Below are 18,458 nucleotides of genomic sequence, written 5' to 3' on the forward strand. Positions count from 1 at the left end.
TTACAACTAAGACTTATGTGAACACTTCAAACGTAATCCCAATGGCTGTTGGAGAAATCGCCTTTCGTAATCTTAAAGAGTAATGGTGTGAATTTGGTGTGAAAAGTGGTGTGAATTTTGCTAAAAATCATCAAAAAAACACTCCATGGTGTGAACCATGAAGTGTTTCGAAACGTTGATATAATCGTATTGATTAACGTTTTGAGAATTGTGATGCTTTACGAGCTTTCTTAAGACCTGGTTTCTTACGCTCAACTTTACGTGAGTCACGTGTAAGAAGTCCTGCGCGTTTCAATGAATCGCGGAAGTCTGGGTCTACTTGAAGAAGGGCACGAGCGATACCGTGACGGATAGCTCCTGATTGACCAGCATATCCACCACCTACAACGTTAACGAAAACGTCGTATGAACCTACAGTTGAAGTAACTGCGAATGGTTGGTTGATGACCAAACGAAGGTCAGCGTGTGGGATGTACTCTTCAACATCTTTTTTGTTAACAGTGATTTTACCAGTTCCTGGAACAAGGCGAACGCGTGCAACAGCGTTTTTACGACGTCCAGTACCTGCATATTGTGCTTGTGACATACTTTATTGTTCCTTTCCTTAGATAAGTCCTGAAATATCAAGAACTTCTGGTTGTTGTGCAGCGTGAGTGTGCTCAGCTCCAACAAATACTTTCAATTTCATACCTTGAGCGCGGCCAAGAGTATTGTGTGGAAGCATACCTTTAACTGATTTCTCGATCAAACGTACTGCATTTTTAGAACGAAGTTCACCAGCAGAGATTGATTTCAATCCACCTGGGTGGTTTGAGTGAGTGTAGTAGATCTTATCAGTTGCTTTTTTACCAGTCAATTTAACTTTTTCAGCATTGATAACGATTACGAAGTCACCTGTATCAGTGTGAGGTGTGAATGTTGGTTTATTTTTTCCGCGAAGCACGCTAGCAACAACTGCTGAAAGGCGTCCAAGAGGTACATCAGTTGCGTCAACAACGTACCATTTGCGTTCTACTTGGCCTGGTTTAGCCATGAATGTAGTTTTGTTCATGATTTCTCCTATATGAATGTCGTTTTTGTTTACAGGGCGGATGTTCCGGTCCGCGAGTTATTTGAAAGGTTCCGGGGCCTTACAAATGGGGTAAACAATACCGCCTACTATTGTATCAAAATTCTAAGATAAAAGTCAACCGATTTGGAAAATTATTTGCGATTTTCTTTTCCTATGACAAATCCGATCAAGGCATTCGGACCGACGTGGGCGGAGATGACTGGTCCAAGAGGCATCACAAGAACTTCGTCGATGCCATCAAGTACAAGCATTTCTGCCTTCAACGCTTCGGCTCCTTCTAGATCGTTTGTATAAGAGACCAAGGCTGTGCTTTCACCGATATCGGTTTTGATCAACTCCAGTAATTCTCGGACGGCTTTTTTGCGTCCACGGACTTTCGTAATGGGCACTAATTTTCCTTCTGCATCAATCCAGAGAATAGGCTTGATGCTGGCTAGACTTCCCATGATCGCAGCACTCTTAGAAAGACGACCGCCACGCATGAGGTGGTAGAGATCATCGACGAGGAAATAGGTCCGCAGTTTTGGAGCTAGAGCCATGATCTCTTCTTTGGCTTCTGCTAATGAGTGACCCGCATCGCGCGCAGCTACTGCCCGCATGACCAGGTAGCCCTCTCCAATCCCAGCAGCCTTCGGATCGACAATCTCGATCACGGCTTCTGGGTAGTCTTCCAAGACTAAATCACGCGCCATAACTGCACTCTGATAGGTCCCAGATAAGACCGATGAAAAGGCGACATAAAGTACAGCTTTCCCTTCTTTTACAAAGTGCTTAAAGGTCTCCTGGAATTGGCCCACATTGACCTGACTGGTTGTCGGTTTTGCCCCATTTTTCATGGCTTCTAAAAGCTCAGGGCTGGTCAATTGACCTTCTCCTACTGTCTGGTATACTGTTCCATCTAACTCAATGGTCAACCCAAGAATAGTCACCTGGTGTTCCTTGGCCCAGTTTTGGTCCAAATCTGCGGTCGAATCGGTTAAAATAGCAAATGTCATTACTTATCTCCCATCATTTCTTGTAATTGTCGCAATACTTGGTGATCGAGCGGTCGCATGGGTGGTTTTTGATCATTGACCACTCGCTGTGCCTGATTGAGGCTTCCTTTGACGACTGCGACTCGTTTCTCTAACTCTCTAGCAGATACCCGAAGGGCTCCTTGAGCAAAGACAGTCCATTGTTCATGTAAGTCACTGGTTGCGACGGATACCTGGTGGAGGGGCGTATTGAGCTCTGCCGCCAAGCGCTCGATATAGTCGTCTGCCGTCTCATCCTCACCGGTAAAGACCACCTGAACATTGAACTCATCGTAGGTCTGCCGCACTCCTGGCATATACTGGGCATCAAAGACACAGATGACTTCGATCCCTTCAAAGCTAGCATAATGGCTCAGTTTTTGCAGGAGGATGTTGCGCGCCGCATCGAGCTCACTTTTTTGAAAGAGCTGGCGGGTCTCCTGCCAGAAGGCAATCATATTGTAGCCGTCAACCAATAAGATTTTTCGTTTCATATCATTGCCTTTCTACTATTTATATTATAGTCGGTTGCGAAAGACCTCATACATGAGGATGGCTGCTGCCACACTGGCATTGAGGCTTTGAACATGGCCATTCATAGGAATGGTGATCATCTCATCGACTTGCTTTTTGATATTGGTTGAGATCCCTTTTCCTTCATTACCAATGATCAAAGCCAACTTACCAGCCGTATTCCACTGATGAGATGGCGTGCCGTTCATGTCGGTTCCAAAGATCCAGAAGCCCTCTTCCTTTAACTTGTCTAGGGTTTGGCTGAGATTGGTCACACGCGCAATGGGAATGTGTTCCACTGCTCCGGTAGACGTTTTTGAAACCACTGGGGTTACCCCAACTGCCCGGTGCTTAGGAATGATGACCCCTGAGACATTGGTCGCATCAGCTGTCCGCAAGATGGATCCAAGATTGTGCGGATCGGTCAAGCCATCGAGAATCAACAAAAGCGGGTTCTCTTCTTGGGCAGTCTGTTTCAGAATCTCTGCCAAGTCTGTGTAAGCAAAGGCTGCCACACGAAGAACGAAGCCTTGGTGAACAGCTCCTTCTGTCATTTCCTGCAGGGTTTTCTTTGGCGTCCAAGAAATCGACACTTTTTTCTCAGCTGCTAAGGCCTTGATCTTGTCGACATTTTTTCCTCGGAGGTCTTCTTGAATATATAATTTATTGCCTGTATTGGCTTGTAAAGCCTCGGTGACTGCGTGAACACCGTATACGATATCGTTATTTTCCATAGAACTAGTATACCACAAGAAAGGAGGATGAGGCCAATTCATGATATAATGAAATGAAATCTATCTCAGCGAAACCAGCAAAATAGAAAGGAAGCCATGCCTCTTTTTCAACGAACCATCAAGCTCACCTTGGCCACCTGTTTAGCAGCTGCCCTTGCTTATGCTCTGGGCTTGACCTATGCCATCTCAGCTGGCGTCATTGCCATCTTGAGTATCTCTGATACGCGTCGCAGTACGATCAAGCAAGCCTATCAGCGCTTTATGTCGACCTTGCTAGCCCTTGTGATCGGAAGTATCGCTTTTTCCTTTTTTGGATTCAACCTTTGGGCACTGGGAGTCTTTATTGCTCTCTATGTTCCATGCGCCTTTCTAATGGGCTGGCAGATCGGCATCACGCCAAGTACGGTCCTCGTCACCCATCTCTTGATTGAGCAGTCTACTTCCTGGGGGCTCTTGCTCAATGAACTTGCCCTCTTTTTAATCGGGACCAGCTTTGCCCTGCTGGCCAATCTCTATATGCCTTCTAATCAGGCTGCGATTGATCACTACCATGATGTTGTCGAAGACCAACTGAAAAAGATCCTTGGTCGTTTTGCGGAATTACTTGGCAAAGGGGATGGTCGCAACGATGCCCGCTTGATCAAGGAATTGGATAGTATCCTAAAGGACGCTTTAAATCTGGTCTATCTGGATCATTCCAACCACCTTTTTCACCAAACCAACTACCACATTCACTACTTCGAAATGCGCAAGCGCCAAAACGATATCCTGCGGGATATGGCAGAAAACGTCAACCGCTGTCAGTTAGCAGCGAGTGAAAGTATGATCCTGGCTCAACTTTTTAAGAAGACTGCGAAACAGTTAAGTCAGGAAAACCCTGCTCAGAACCTCCTCAACGATATCACTCAGTATTTGGCGATCTTCCGCGAACGGCCCTTGCCCAAGAACCGGGAAGAATTCGAAACACGCGCCACCTTGCTCCAATTGTTAAGAGATTTAGAAACCTTCATTCAGGTCAAGGTTGATTTTTACCAACAATTTCATCAGGAGACAGAATAGACAGAGAAGCCCTTGCAAAATGCAAAGGCTTCTTTATTGCGAGAACTGTTGAAAACGCTTTCCTAAAATGGTATACTAGAACAGGAAAATAACTTTTTAAGGAGGGTCTTCTATATGAAGTCTTCATATAAGAAACATTTGTATACTACGACACTCAGCCTCTCAGCTGCTGTCTTGCTCTCTGTCATCGGTCATGGCCAAGTATCAGCCGATAGCTTAGAAGCGCCTCAAACAGAGCCAAGCACGGTCCTTGAAGCGGCACCCGCTACTGAGCAAGCTGTGACAGCTGAGACTGCCAGTCCTGCTACAGCTGAAAAAGGAGACACCGCAGCCCCTGCCACTTCTGCGGAAACAGCAGCGACTTCTGATGTGGCTTCTACTACAGAAGTTGCTCCAGCCGCTAGTCCAAGCACTAACCGTGCTGCAACGACCGCTGACCAAGCGACACGATTGGCTGATAGCACCATTTATCTCTCTGAAAAGAGCACGATTGATGACAAAGTCCAAGAAAAAGCTCAAGCTGCTGGCAAGATCAACTGGACCTTGGACAACAAGCCTCTCTCTGAGTGGAAAACCTGGGATATGGAGACTGGAACCCTGAGCAAGGATCCATTCCTTACGATCACAGAGACTGCAAACGGCAATGATTTGGATCTCCATATGGAAGTGAAAGATCTCTTTGGTGAAGATCTTAGTCTTCGGAGCCCAAATAATATCCGCCGGACTTACCGCAACTACATCGGCAATCATAAGCTGGTCGGAACCAATGCAGACTTGGGTGTGACCATCAATAAAACTCTTGTTTTTCGACCTTACCAAGACTACCATACACATGAAGAGATGCTCGCTGCTATCGAAAAATCCAAGGAAGAAGCGAAACCCGATCGTTTAGTGCAGCTGGAAACCCTTGGCAAGAGTGCCCAAGGACGGGATATGAAGATGGGGATCGTGAGCAAGGACCAAGCCAGCATCGATCACTACCTGTCTAGTACCAACCCTACAGCCTTGACCAAGCCAAGCGAAATGCTGGCCGCACTAAAAGACAAGACCTTGGATTACAAATTACCTGTCTTAGTCCACAATACCCACGCGGATGAACAGCCAGGCATTGATATCATCACAGGTCTCTTCAATACCTTTGCGACCAAGGAAAAGGTGACCTTTAACACCACAGATGAAGCTGGAAATGCTAAAACAGTCACGCTAGATATTCCAAGCTTGCTCAATAAATTCATCTTCTTATTTGACTTCACAGAAAACCCAGATGGGGATGCTCTCAACCTGCGGGCCCTAGCAAACGGGCTCGATCCAAACCGGGATGCCAGCTACCAGACCAACCCTGAAGTTCGCACGGTTATCCAAATGATCAACAAATGGAATCCGATCGCTCTCTACGACTTACACGGTTTTATCAAAGAATTCTTGATCGAACCTGCAACGCCACCACATGATCCGAACTTCGAATACGATCTTCTGTCAGACCTGATGCTAGAAAATGCCCATCATATGGGACGGGCAGGAGTTGCCAATTCTAAATACAATAGTTACATCATTCCAAAACTGGATTGGGGCGATGGCTGGGATGACTCCTTCTCTGGCTATACAGGGGTTTATGCTGTCTACCATGGAATCTTAGGCCATACCATCGAAATTCCAGAAGGAAATGAAGAATCCTACAAAGCAGGTCGCAATGCTGTCCTAGGCGGAATTGACTTCCTCAACCAAGATCCGGACCGTCTCCTTGAGATGCGTCTCAACTTCTACCTGCGCGGTCTCAATAAAACCGAAGATCCAAAAGCTGAAAATGAACTGGTCGGTCCAAATGGGGAAATCGTTGGACGTGTGAAAAACGGTCGTCCAAAATTCTTCCCAGACTACTACGTCATCCCGATGAGCCTCGACAAAGACAACGATGCCCAAGAAGCTTTCAATATGATCGACTACTTCAAACTCAATGGTGTCCTCGTCAAAGAGCTCAAAGAAGATATTGGCAACTATAAAAAAGGAGACTTAGTCATTGATATGGCCCAAGCCAAACGCGGCTATGCCAACCACATTCTCTACAAGGGCTCCAACGAATCTGCCTGGGCTGCGATGTACGCAGAGTTGCTGGTTAACTTCCCAGATATGAGAGGGTTCAAGTCCGAACCTGTCTTTGCGGATGGTCTTTTCAATGGAAAATTAGGCGAAGTCACCACCACCCGTGCGACTCGTACTTCTGAGATCGATCCAAAAGCTCCTTACTATGTGATCGCAAATACCTCAGCCAGTGCCGTTAAAGCTATCAACCAGGCCATTTCCCAAGGAAAATCTGTCTACCTAACAGATGATGGCTACATCGTTGACCGCGATACCTTTGCTTCACTCCTGCCAAACTATGCCATCTATGGTGATGCCCTCTACAAGGTACCAAGCGGGCCAACCTTGAAACCGATGAAGGTCTACTCTCCAAACTACCACTATAATTGGGCTGGAGTCGATGCGCCTGCTCATACCAGTCTAGTCCTTGAAAAATTAGGCTTCCAAATTGTCAATACGCCAGAAGAAGCGGATGTTGTTATTTTGGAAAGCAACCGCTTTGACGCTTCCATCTTTGGCAAGAAACCGACCCTTGTCATTGGTGGGGAAGCCATGCAAAAACTGGAAAAATTGGGAGTTCTTGCAGGATTTGACGCTGAAAAACTAAAAGGCGGTAGTGACTACGAAGGCTTGATGAAGGCGATCATTGATGATCAGGATCCATTGACCAGCGGATACAAGAAGAATACCCTCTTCTACTCCAACTCAGGAAACTGGATTGAAAAAGTTCCAGAGCATTTCAAAACCTTGATGAGCATCGCTCCGAGCGATTATTATATTGCAGGTTGGTGGCCACATAACGATGTTCTGGCCAACAAAGTCATGGCCATCTCTGGGGAACTGATGGGACAACCACTCTTTGTCTATGCAGGAAATCCAACCAACCGTCAACACCCTGTCCACTTCTTCCGCTGGGTAACCAATGCGATCTTTGGCAGCAAGTTGGCAAGCTTGATGGATTACGTTCCAGCTAAAGAACCAGATCAAGTGGTGGTTCCAATTCATAACCAAACAAGCAATCCACAGCCAATCTTAGCCAAGAAGGATACTCCTAAAGTGCTCCTTCCACAAAAAGAAATGACAACAAAAAATGAAGAAAGCGTGCAAGCCTTGACTTACCAAGTAGGACAAAGCTTCCAAGAAAGTCCAGCCAAGGCACAATTGCCACAAACTGGAGAAGACACAACCGCGCACTTCGTTCTTTCAGGCTTCTTGCTAGCCGTTAGCGGAGGCTTCCTCCTCTTGAAAAAGAAAGAAGTTGAGTAAGTTCCAGATTTAGACCTGGATGACATGAAAAGAACCTTCGCAGATGCGAAGGTTCTTTTCTATTCTGCCAATTCCAACACAACCGTTTGGTAAGGGGTCAATTCGAGCACTTGGTCTCCTTCTTGGAATAATCCTGCTGTATTATTTAAAACGACTGTTTTAATCGGAGCTGGTAACTCCAAGGTGGCCTGGCGATTTTGGAAATTGCTGACAACCAAGAGACGTTTGTCCCCACGGCGTTCAAAGGCGATGATGTTTTCACGGTCGCGATACGCTGGGATCATATCTCCGAACCGGATGGTATTCCCATAGAGGGGATGGCGATACAAGGCCGTCAGCTGCCGGTAATAATTCAAGATAGAATTGGGATCCTTTTCCTGATCTTCCACATTAATGGCAACATCTGGTTTGGGACTAATCAACCAGGCTGGTCCATCACTAAAGCCCAGACCTGGCTCTGCTGACCATTGCATGGGTGTCCGCGCATTGTCCCGGCTGTAGTTGGCAATCGCGGCCAAGGCTTCTTCCTCGCTTAAACCAGCTTCTTTCGCGACGTGGTAGCCATTGATGGTTGCGATATCATCAAAGTCCTCCACCGATTCAAAGACTTGGTTTTCCATCCCAATTTCTTGGCCTTGGTAGATAAAAGGAATTCCCTTACGCAAAACCTGAATAGTTCCCAGAGCTTTTTTACTGGTATCGTTTACTGGACCTTCCGCAATATAATGGGGACACCCCACGAGGCTCGTCGTGATTCTCGATAATGGTCGAAAGAACCCCAATGCTATCCGCGCGCTCATGGGCTTGGAAAATACTTTCCTTGAGTTCATCTGCAGTTGGAAGAGCATGGTCGAACCAGCCTTTTCCTTCCTGACCCAGCATGGTTTGTTTGAAGTCAAAGATGGAAGAGAAGACACCATCTTTTCCAATAAAGAAGTGCAATTCTTCATCGGTTTCATTGAAAACTTCCCCTACAGTGAAGGCATTGTACTTGGCGAAAGTTCGCTCCTTTAACTCTCGCAGGAAAGGTTCAATCGGTTGGGCATTGACCAGCGATTCCGGCACTGGAACCAGGCCATTGTCACGATCGGACGGAAGCGAACGCCATTCTAAATCCTTTTTGATATTGATAATGGCGTCAATCCGGAAGCCAGCGATTCCCTTGTCCAACCACCAATTGATCATCTTGTAAATCTCTTCGCGTAAGACAGGATTTTGCCAATTGAGATCCGGCTGATCCTTGTGGAAAGAATGGAGATAGTATTTGTTGGTGCCAGGAACTGGTTCCCAGACACTGCCTCCAAAGTAACTTTCCCAGTTGTTGGGTTCCTTGTCACTTTCGATGAAATAAAAGTAGTCCGCATAAGGTCCATCTGGATCCGCTAAAGCTTTTTGGAACCACTCGTGATGACTGGAGCAGTGGTTAACCACCAGGTCCATAATGATGGAAATGCCCCGCTTCTTGCCTTCCGCGATCAGCTCTTCCATATCTTCCATGGTTCCAAAAATTGGGTCAATGGCATAATAGTTGGAAATATCATAACCCTGGTCAATAAAAGGACTCTTGTAAATAGGAGATAACCAGAGAATATCAATCCCTAAGTCTTGAAGGTAATCTAGTTTCTCCGTGATTCCTTTCAAATCCCCAACACCATCTCCATTGCTGTCTTTGAAGCTTTTGGGGTAGATCTGATAAGCGACCTTTCCCTTCCACCAGTCTTTTTCCATGTTTTGTCTCCTTAAAATGAAAGAGACCGAGACATATCGTCTCAGTCTCTACAGTTTCAGTAGGTATTAGTATACTGTTTTTTCAGTTTCTTTGTCGAAGAAGTGAGCTTTGTTCAAGTCAAATCCAAGTTCGATGGTTTCACCAGTTCCAAGGTAGTCACGTGCATCTACTTTAGCGATGAATTCGTTGTCACCAACTTGGCAGTACAAGTGAGATTCTGAACCGAGCAACTCAGACACAGAGATCGTAGCTTTCACAACTGATTCTGGGAAAGTTTCAAGGAATGCAGCTTCTGTATTCACGTCTTCTGGACGGATACCAAAGATCAATTCTTTACCATCATAGCCTTTTTCTTTCAAGACTTTCAAAGCACCTTCTGGAACTTTCAAATTCAATCCATTAGCAACGATGTGTCCACCTTCCAATTTCACGTTAATGAAGTTCATCGCAGGGCTTCCGATGAATCCAGCTACGAATTTGTTCACTGGGTTTTTGTATACTTCTTGAGGAGTTCCGATTTGTTCTACACGTCCGATTGTACCAGTACCTGCAGGGTTTTTAGTAGCAGACATGATAACGATACGGTCAGCCAATGTCATCGCTTCTGTTTGGTCGTGGGTTACATAGATCGTTGTAGCTCCGATACGACGGTGAATTTTCGCGATTTCAGCACGCATGGATACACGAAGTTTAGCATCCAAGTTTGACAAAGGTTCGTCCATCAAGAACACTTTTGCATCACGGACAATGGCACGACCCATGGCCACACGTTGACGTTGACCACCAGAAAGGTCAGCTGGTTTACGATCCAAGAATTCTTTCAAGCCAAGGATTTCAGCTGCTTCTTGTACACGTTTGTCGATATCTTCCTTGCTATATTTACGCAATTTCAAACCAAATGCCATGTTATCGTACACAGTCATGTGTGGGTAAAGAGCGTAGTTTTGGAATACCATGGCGATATCACGGTCTTTAGGTGCCACGTTGTTTACAACGACACCATCGATCGAACATTCACCTTCTGTGATGTCTTCAAGACCAGCGATCATACGAAGAGTTGTTGATTTACCACATCCTGAAGGACCTACGAAAACGATAAACTCTTTGTCTTTGATGTCCAAGTTGAAGTCTTCAACTGAATAGTGTTCGCTGTTTGGATATTTTTTGTAAATATTTTTAAGATTTAATTCTACCATGATGGTACTCCTTTGATTTTTATAATTCTATTGTAAATGAAAACGTTTTACAAAGCTATGGCAAGTCTTACAAAAAAGAAAAAGAGTTTTGTGCAAGTTGCACAAAACCCTCTATTTATTCCGTTACATCACATCCTGTAGAACCAAATGGTAACAAAGAGCTAGATCTGTCAGGTTTTTCAGTTGGAGACCCGTTAGCTCTTCCCATTTGTCAATCTTGTATTGAAGGGAATTCCGATGGAGATAAAGTTGCTGAGCCGCCTTGGTCACAACTGCTCCGTTATCCCAAAGTGCAACAATGATATCCTGCAACTGGTCTTGACTCCCGATCAACTGATGCAAAGCTTCTTTGATAGGATGGAGATCTAAATCTGCCTGCTCGATTCCCCAGAGATAGAGTTGAGAAAAGCGGTAGACGCCTTGGTGTCCTTCTCGGATCCAGGCTCTAAAGGCTGCCCATTCTGCTCGGATGACAGGAGACAATTTTCCATCTTTCGACTCTGTCCATACCTGCCCGACCATAATGGATAAGCGAATAGTAAAGTCATACTCCATGGCAGAGACAGTATCTTTTAAGATATCGGCCACAGGTAAAGACTGGTCTTGGTCCAGAATGAGCACATAGTCCTGCCCACTCAGTTGCAAGGTTGCTCGGAAATTGGGTAAGAGTGTCTGCATCATCTCTAGCCAAGAAACCGTCCCTTCCGCTGTTGAATGCGAGATGTGGCAATAGACGAGCTGCATTTTTTTGATGACTTGAGGGGCTTCTCCCTTTCCATCAATCAGGTACTGGTACCAAGGATTAGGGGCAACCTCTTCTTCACCGCCCAACCAGGAAATCAATTGTTTTTCTCGCTCGGTTAGCTCTTCTTCCTTCAGCAGCAGCCATTGATGAGCCTGAAGGGGAATGGCTACATAACCAGCTGGTGGATTGGCTTGATCCGTCACCTCTGCATGAGGAAACCACTCTCTGATATTTTTCACTGCTTTCTTCCTTCTTCTACTTGCTGGATACACCAGTCAATCAGCTCTTCTAGACGAGAGAGCTCCCCCGTCATATGGAGATAGCCCATGACAGCCTCAAAGCCCGTCGACATGCGATAGGTCACGACATCCGCATTTTTGGCCTTGGTATGGCTATTGGTATTGCGACCGCGCTTGTAGATCTCCAACTCTTTTTCCGTCAGAATTTCTTGCTCCAACATGCTTTCAATCAAGCTAGCCTGAGCTCTAGCAGAGACATAGCGGGTGGCAGCCTGGTGAAGCTTATTGGGCTTGGTCATCCCTTGAAAAATCAGGTGTCTGCGTATATACATGGAATAGACCGCATCTCCCTCAAAGGCAAGGGCAATCCCATTGATTAGATTGACATCAATCACGTGTCCACCTTACACCTTCTTTTGTATCCAAGAGCTTGATTCCTTGCGCAGCCAATTCATCACGAATGGCATCAGCTCGCGCAAAATCTTTCTTAGCCCGCGCTTCCTGACGTTCAGTGATCAAGGCTTCAATATCCGCATCCAATACTTCTTCGACAAAGACCACTCCAAAGACTTCTAACATCTTGGTCAAGGCATCTTTGACGTCTTGATTGTAGTGACCTGAATTGATCCATTTTGCCAATTCAAAGACGACGGTGATTCCGTTTGCCGCATTGATATCTTCATCCATAGCCGCAATAAACTTGTCCATAAAACCTTGCAAGTCTGCTGGATCCACTTCTCCTGTGAACGGTTGCTCATAGGTATTTTTCAAATACTTGAGGTTGGTCTCCGCATCGCGCACCGCTTTTTCTGTGAAGTTAATGGGCTTGCGGTAGTGCTGGGTTGCAAAGAAGAAGCGAAGCACTTGGCCGTCGATAGTCTTCAATGCATCATGCACGGTGATAAAGTTGCCTAAGGACTTGGACATCTTGACATTATCAATATTGACAAAGCCATTGTGCATCCAGTAATTGGCAAAAGTCTTGCCTGTTTTAGCTTCAGACTGAGCAATTTCGTTGGTATGATGCGGAAACTCAAGGTCAGCTCCACCACCGTGGATATCAATAGTATCGCCTAAAATCCCCGTTGACATGACCGAACACTCGATGTGCCAACCCGGACGACCAGGTCCCCAAGGACTGTCCCAAGAAACTTCACCCGGCTTCGCAGCTTTCCAAAGGGCAAAATCGACTGGATTTTCCTTGCGGGCAGTCTCTTCATCTGTCCGACCAGAAGCACCTAACTCCAAGTCTTCTAGGGTTTTATTGGCTAATTTTGCATAGTTGTGGGATTTTTCCACACGGAAATAGACATCGCCTTGGCTCTCGTAGGCATAGCCTTTTTCAATCAAATCAGCGACAAAACGGATGATGTCATCCATAAACTCGACCACACGAGGGTGGCGGGTTGCAGGTTTCACTCCAAGAGCCGTTACATCCTCACGGAAGGCCGCAATGTACTTGTCAGCCACTTCCTGTGGAGTAATGCCTTCTTCTTTGGCACGGTTAATGATCTTATCATCCACATCTGTAAAGTTGGAAATGTAGGCAACTTCGTAGCCACGATACTCAAAGTAGCGACGAATCGTGTCAAAGGCTACCGTTGAACGGGCATTCCCTACGTGGATATAGTTGTAAACCGTTGGTCCACAAACATACATGCGGACCTTTCCTTCCTCGATGGGGATAAATTCTCGCAGATCACGAGACATAGTATCATAAATTTTTAACACGCTTCATTTCCTTTCTGTTTCTACTCTTTTGGGTTCAAATAAACCACCTGAGTCTGTTTGACAAAGCCAAGCTTTTCATACAAGTGTTTGGCACCTACATTGCTATCTTCCACTGCAATCTGAAATTCCTTATCATTTTGCTCAATGAGTTGGTTAACGAGGGATTTTGCCAAATAGCTTCCATAGCCGTTTCCGCGTTCAAGTTCAGCTATTGCTAAACCGTAGAAGTAATTGGTATTACTTGATAAATCAACCGTGCAAGTCCCGATAACCTGACCGTCTTTTAGCAAAATATACAGGCGACTTTCTGGATCTTTCAGAGCTTTGGCGACATATCTATCCACAACTTCTCTCGATTCATGTTCCTCTGAAAATGCCTGAAATTTTAACTGACTAATTTGATCCTGATACGAACGATCTGCTAACAAAACTTCCAGATTGGAATCATTTACTAACGGATATGGTCTTCTATCTTTACCTAACCAGGTTTCTGTTTCGTCATCCTCAACCAGTCCCCAATTGCTGGCAAAATCAGGATGATTCTCTAGAAAAATACGCTCTGTCTGAAAAGTCACAGACTCAATTGGATAAGATGCCGTTTCTTTCTCAAAACTTCCATACAAAGCACGCGCAATTCCCTGACGACGGTGATTAGGGTGGACCAGGATCGCTACTTCCACATCTGGGTCATCCGCATAGACGGTTAATAGGCCAACAAGTTCACCTTTTTCGTAATAAAGGAAAAAGGCCGGCATATCGGGATCAAAATTGAGCATATTGGAGAGATAAGGATCCCGAAAAGTTCCGTCATAGTTCCGACAGACGGCAATAAGGGCCTTTGCTTCCAGTAGTTGGTGGTCATTCAATGTATTGGTTGATTGAATCACGTAGCGATCTCCTTACAAGCTCGAAGACCGATGGCTAGCTTCCTTGGCATGCTCCAGCTTGTTCATGTAGTATTCGCGTTTTTCTTCTTCTTGGTGAATGACCGGTTCATCTTTTCGACCGTGTACACGTACAATCTTGGCAGGAACACCGACAACGGTCACATCACTTGGTACATCTGAGACGACGACAGCTCCCGCTCCGACTTTGGCCTTGGCTCCGATTTCCACCGGGCCGATGACTTGAGCATGGGCGGAAACCAAGGCTCCCTCACGTACCGTTGGATGGCGTTTGCCGACATCCTTTCCTGTTCCCCCAAGGGTCACCCCGTGGTAGAGCATAACGCCTTTTTCAACAATGGCTGTTTCCCCGATAACGAGGCCCGCTCCATGGTCGATAAAGACACCCGAAGCAATGGTCGCACCTGGATGGATCTCGATCTGGGTCCAAAAACGCCAGAATTGGCTGTGCATCCGAGCTAGAAGCTTAAAACCATGGTTCCACAAAAAGTGGGAAACACGGTGAGCTGCCAGTGCTTTGACGCCCGGATAGGTCAAAAGGACCTCCAGCGAGGTACGCGCTGCTGGGTCATTTTCTTTTACAATATTGATGGTTTCACGCCACCATCCCATACCGTGCTCCTCCTTTTCTAATGATTATTCTGAATCTTTTTGTGTAATGGTAAAGTCTTTTTTAGGTTTGTGGTCTTTGTTGTGGTGACGAGGACGATCGCCATGACGAGGACCCTTTTCACCTTTTTCTTCTGTATGCTCAGGTTTTGGTGGACGTGGCAATAGTGCTTTCATAGAAGCATCGACACGACCTTTTTCATCAATCTTGATAATCTTGACATCGACTTCATCGCCGATCGCTACCAAGTCTTCGACACGGTTGGTGCGCGTCCAAGCCATTTCAGAAATATGAACGAGAGCATCCGTCTTGTCAAAGAGGTTGACAAAGGCCCCGAATTTCTCGATACGAACTACTTTGGCATGGTAGACTTCATCCACTTTGGCTTCACGCACCAAACCAGCAATGATTTCCTTGGCACGGTTAATCGCATCTTGGTCGCTCGAGTAGATCGATACGTTTCCTTCTTCGTCGATATCAATCTTAACGCCTGTTTCAGCGATGATCTTATCGATGGTTTCTCCACCCTTACCGATGACAATCTTGATCTTGTCCACATCAATCTTGATGGTATCAATTTTCGGAGCAGTTGGCGCCAATTCTGGACGCACTTCTGGAATGGTTGCTTCGATGACATCAAGGATTTCAAAACGAGCTTTCTTGGCTTGGGCAAGCGCTTCTGTCAAGATTTCTGCAGTGATCCCTTGGATCTTGATATCCATTTGAAGGGCTGTGATCCCGTCACGAGTTCCAGCAACCTTGAAGTCCATATCTCCAAAGTGGTCTTCCAAACCTTGGATATCTGTCAATACGGTATAGTTGTTTCCATCTGAGATCAGACCCATGGCAATACCTGCTACTGGCGCCTTGATTGGCACACCACCAGCCATAAGGGCAAGTGTTCCCGCACAGATAGATGCTTGAGATGAAGAACCATTTGATTCCAATACTTCTGCTACCAAACGGATGGCGTATGGGAATTCTTCCAAGCTTGGCAATACTTGGGCAAGGGCACGTTCACCGAGAGCACCGTGACCAATTTCACGACGACCAGGTGCACCGTAACGCCCTGTTTCCCCTACAGAGTATTGTGGGAAGTTATAGTGGTGCATAAAGCGTTTCTTGTACTCTGGATCCAAACCATCGATGATTTGCGTTTCACCCATTGGTGCCAATGTCAAGACAGAAAGGGCTTGCGTTTGTCCACGCGTAAAGAGTCCTGAACCGTGCACACGAGGAAGGTAGTCGACTTGTGCATCCAAAGGACGGATTTCATCGACCTTACGACCATCCGGACGAACCTTGTCTTCTGTGATCAAACGGCGCACTTCTGCGTGTTCCATTTGTTCCAAGATTTCAGCCACGTCGCGCATGATGCGGTCAAATTCTTCATGGTCTGCATATTTTTCTTCGTAAACTGCTGTGACTTGGTCTTTGATTGCTTGAGTCGCAGCTTCACGCGCCAATTTTTCTTCAACTTGAACTGCTTTTTGAAGGTCGCTGTTGTAGGCTGCGATGATTTCAGCCTGCAAGTCAGCATCCACATGAAGCAATTCCACTCCTGCTTTTTCTTTCCCAACTGCCGCAACGATTTCTTCTTGGAAGGCAATCAATTCTTTAACGGCTTCATGTCCTTTAAGAAGAGCTTCCAACATGATTTCTTCTGACAATTCTTTGGCACCAGACTCTACCATGTTGATAGCATGCTTGGTACCAGCTACTGTCAATTCAAGAAGTGAGCGCTCTGCTTGTTCTTGCGTTGGGTTGATGATGATTTCCCCGTCCACATAGCCTACTTGTACCCCAGCAATTGGTCCGTCAAACGGAATATCTGAGATAGAAAGTGCCAATGATGAACCAAACATCGCTGCCATTGGTGCAGATGCATTTTCATCGTAAGAAAGGACTGTGTTGATGACTTGCACTTCGTTACGGAAACCTTCCGCAAACATAGGACGGATTGGACGGTCAATCAAACGCGCTGTCAAGGTCGCATCAGTAGAAGGACGACCTTCCCGTTTCATAAAGCCACCAGGAAACTTCCCAGCCGCATACATTTTTTCTTCGTAGTTGACTTGAAGTGGGAAGAAATCCCCAGTTGCCATTTTCTTAGACATGACAGCTGCCGTCAAGACAGTTGACTCACCATAACGCACGACAACAGAGCCATTTGCTTGCTTAGCAACCTGACCAGTCTCTACGATCAACTCACGACCCGCAAAAGTCGTTTGAAACACTTGTTTTGTCATTGTAATCCCCTTTGGATTGATAAAATTATACGACTTGCCTACAAAAATCAGGATACAAAGGGCGTGAAGAATCCCGTATGAAAATAGGAGATTGACGCAGTGTGCCACGCACACTAGGAAATCTATCTTTTTCACTAGGGATTTAGCCCGTGTTCAACTATCAAGATATTTTGGACGGTTCGGCTTGCCGAACATTTCTGTAGAAAAATAGGAAGGTGACGCCGCACTCGATGAGTGCTAGGAAGCTTATCTTTTTTCCTAAGAAATGAGGCCAAAATTCAATTACTCAAGATACTAAGGCTACCCAACTCAACGAGATAGGAATTTCAAGAGCCCATCTATTTGTTATATCCTCATCTTTGTATCCAAGCACGTATACCTTTTATTTTAACATATTCAAGCCCAAAAGAAAAAGGCTTTAAGGGCCTTTTTCTGCGAATCTTCTAAGAGACCTATATAAAAATTTTAGATCCAGGTATAGCTTCTATTTATTTTTAAGATTTCGCGAATTCTGTACTGTCGACATAAAAGCGTGTTTTATGGCTTCCACCCTTGTAGTTCTTATTGTTACGTTTCAAGACAAAACGTCTGTATGGATCGGAAGTACCTTGGATAGTCGTTATCACTTCAACTGAATCTTCATTGACCACCCATTCATCAGGCGAAGGGATTTCCATCGGTGGCATCGCTCCTCCACGACCACCAGGTACAATTTCGTAGAAGGCCTTGTCTTTTGTCGAATAGAGCCAGCCGTCCTTCTTTTCGTTTGTCAGTTGGATCAGCTTGTCTTGTGACAGACTGCGGATAGAGTCCGATGTCTCTTCTGCATTCAATTTATCAATGACATCTTGCAGATTATAGGTTCCCGGCGTGTAGGTATTGTAGTAATCAATGAACATGTCTTGCGGGTAACCATCAACCGCACCGTGATCATTGTTCAACTCTAGCAAGCGAGTCGGTTGCACCTGAAGTGAATAGGTCAAAGACGCACTGTTTTCAATGATCGAGTAGATATCCGCTTGGTCCGCTTTTGACAAGGTCCCAATGGCTTCTTTATCATGCTCATCTGACTTAGCTTCTTCTGACTGTTCTTTTTCTTGCGCCTTGTCAGATGATTTTTTGACCGATGAAGCTCCTACTGGACTGTGCTTACGCTCATAGCGTTTTGGGGCGCAGGCTGCTAGGGAAATTACCGAACCAACTGTTAAGAATAAAATAATAAATTTTTTCACAATATCTCCTATTTTTTTATCCTAGTCTATCAAAGGAAATCTATTTACTCAGTATCAATGAAGAGACCACTAGCAAATATAATTTT

Annotated in this window: 15 protein-coding genes and 1 pseudogene; 2 read left to right on the forward strand and 14 right to left on the reverse strand. The window is 45.5% G+C overall.

The window, feature by feature from the left end; genetic code table 11:
* Positions 1–193 precede the first annotated feature (193 nt).
* From rpsI to rlmB, 5 genes are all read right to left on the reverse strand, one after another.
* Positions 194–586: a 30S ribosomal protein S9 gene (gene rpsI, locus K1I56_RS02680; protein ID WP_000075973.1), complete on the reverse strand. Its 393-nt coding sequence runs from the start codon at positions 584–586 to the stop codon at positions 194–196.
* 18 nt (positions 587–604) lie between these two features.
* Entirely contained in the window at positions 605–1,051 is a 447-nt protein-coding gene (gene rplM / locus K1I56_RS02685; RefSeq protein ID WP_002876943.1) for a 50S ribosomal protein L13, read from the reverse strand.
* Between the two features lie 152 nt (positions 1,052–1,203).
* Positions 1,204–2,067, reverse strand: a complete 864-nt coding sequence (locus K1I56_RS02690; protein WP_223325178.1) for a DegV family protein — start codon at positions 2,065–2,067, stop codon at positions 1,204–1,206.
* Positions 2,067–2,579: an NYN domain-containing protein gene (locus K1I56_RS02695; protein WP_223325179.1), complete on the reverse strand. Its 513-nt coding sequence runs from the start codon at positions 2,577–2,579 to the stop codon at positions 2,067–2,069. Before K1I56_RS02695 ends, K1I56_RS02690 begins: the two co-directional genes overlap by 1 nt.
* Positions 2,580–2,603: 24 nt before the next feature.
* Entirely contained in the window at positions 2,604–3,332 is a 729-nt protein-coding gene (rlmB, locus tag K1I56_RS02700) for a 23S rRNA (guanosine(2251)-2'-O)-methyltransferase RlmB (protein WP_223325180.1), read from the reverse strand.
* A 96-nt stretch (positions 3,333–3,428) separates the two neighbouring features.
* Here rlmB and K1I56_RS02705 point away from each other — a divergent pair, with 96 nt between their 5' ends.
* Together K1I56_RS02705 and K1I56_RS02710 are read left to right on the forward strand one after the other, a co-directional pair.
* Positions 3,429–4,391: an aromatic acid exporter family protein gene (locus K1I56_RS02705; protein ID WP_223325181.1), complete on the forward strand. Its 963-nt coding sequence runs from the start codon at positions 3,429–3,431 to the stop codon at positions 4,389–4,391.
* Positions 4,392–4,505: 114 nt separating this feature from the next.
* The gene (locus K1I56_RS02710) at positions 4,506–7,736 is read left to right on the forward strand and encodes an LPXTG-anchored zinc carboxypeptidase (protein ID WP_223325182.1); all 3,231 of its coding nucleotides are present in this window, start codon (positions 4,506–4,508) and stop codon (positions 7,734–7,736) included.
* A gap of 59 nt (positions 7,737–7,795) precedes the next feature.
* On the opposite strand, the pseudogene K1I56_RS09990 reads toward K1I56_RS02710, so the two are convergent.
* From K1I56_RS09990 to K1I56_RS02760, 9 genes and pseudogenes are all read right to left on the reverse strand, one after another.
* Positions 7,796–9,464, reverse strand: a pseudogene (locus K1I56_RS09990) (alpha-glucosidase).
* Between the two features lie 66 nt (positions 9,465–9,530).
* Positions 9,531–10,661 carry an ABC transporter ATP-binding protein gene (locus K1I56_RS02725; RefSeq protein WP_118228587.1) on the reverse strand — a complete coding sequence of 377 codons (1,131 nt, stop codon included), beginning with the start codon at positions 10,659–10,661 and terminating at the stop codon, positions 9,531–9,533.
* A gap of 123 nt (positions 10,662–10,784) precedes the next feature.
* Positions 10,785–11,645: a helix-turn-helix domain-containing protein gene (locus K1I56_RS02730; RefSeq protein ID WP_223325184.1), complete on the reverse strand. Its 861-nt coding sequence runs from the start codon at positions 11,643–11,645 to the stop codon at positions 10,785–10,787.
* Positions 11,642–12,040, reverse strand: coding sequence for a Mini-ribonuclease 3 (locus K1I56_RS02735; RefSeq protein ID WP_003004765.1), 399 nt, complete (start codon positions 12,038–12,040; stop codon positions 11,642–11,644). The genes K1I56_RS02730 and K1I56_RS02735 overlap by 4 nt, the downstream gene beginning before the upstream one ends.
* Positions 12,033–13,376: a cysteine--tRNA ligase gene (cysS, locus tag K1I56_RS02740; protein ID WP_223325185.1), complete on the reverse strand. Its 1,344-nt coding sequence runs from the start codon at positions 13,374–13,376 to the stop codon at positions 12,033–12,035. The genes K1I56_RS02735 and cysS overlap by 8 nt, the downstream gene beginning before the upstream one ends.
* Positions 13,377–13,396: 20 nt before the next feature.
* Positions 13,397–14,263: a GNAT family N-acetyltransferase gene (locus K1I56_RS02745; RefSeq protein WP_223325186.1), complete on the reverse strand. Its 867-nt coding sequence runs from the start codon at positions 14,261–14,263 to the stop codon at positions 13,397–13,399.
* A 12-nt stretch (positions 14,264–14,275) separates the two neighbouring features.
* Complete coding sequence (cysE, locus tag K1I56_RS02750; RefSeq protein ID WP_003018264.1) at positions 14,276–14,893, reverse strand: serine O-acetyltransferase; 618 nt, start codon at positions 14,891–14,893, stop codon at positions 14,276–14,278.
* 24 nt (positions 14,894–14,917) lie between these two features.
* Positions 14,918–17,140: a polyribonucleotide nucleotidyltransferase gene (gene pnp, locus K1I56_RS02755; protein ID WP_223325187.1), complete on the reverse strand. Its 2,223-nt coding sequence runs from the start codon at positions 17,138–17,140 to the stop codon at positions 14,918–14,920.
* Between the two features lie 494 nt (positions 17,141–17,634).
* Positions 17,635–18,372 (reverse strand): hypothetical protein, encoded by a 738-nt coding sequence (locus K1I56_RS02760; protein ID WP_223325188.1) that lies wholly within the window; start codon positions 18,370–18,372, stop codon positions 17,635–17,637.
* Positions 18,373–18,458: the final 86 nt, after the last annotated feature.

Origin of the sequence: Streptococcus parasanguinis, assembly GCF_019929185.1 — a bacterium.
In the GTDB taxonomy this organism is placed as follows: domain Bacteria; phylum Bacillota; class Bacilli; order Lactobacillales; family Streptococcaceae; genus Streptococcus; species Streptococcus parasanguinis_O.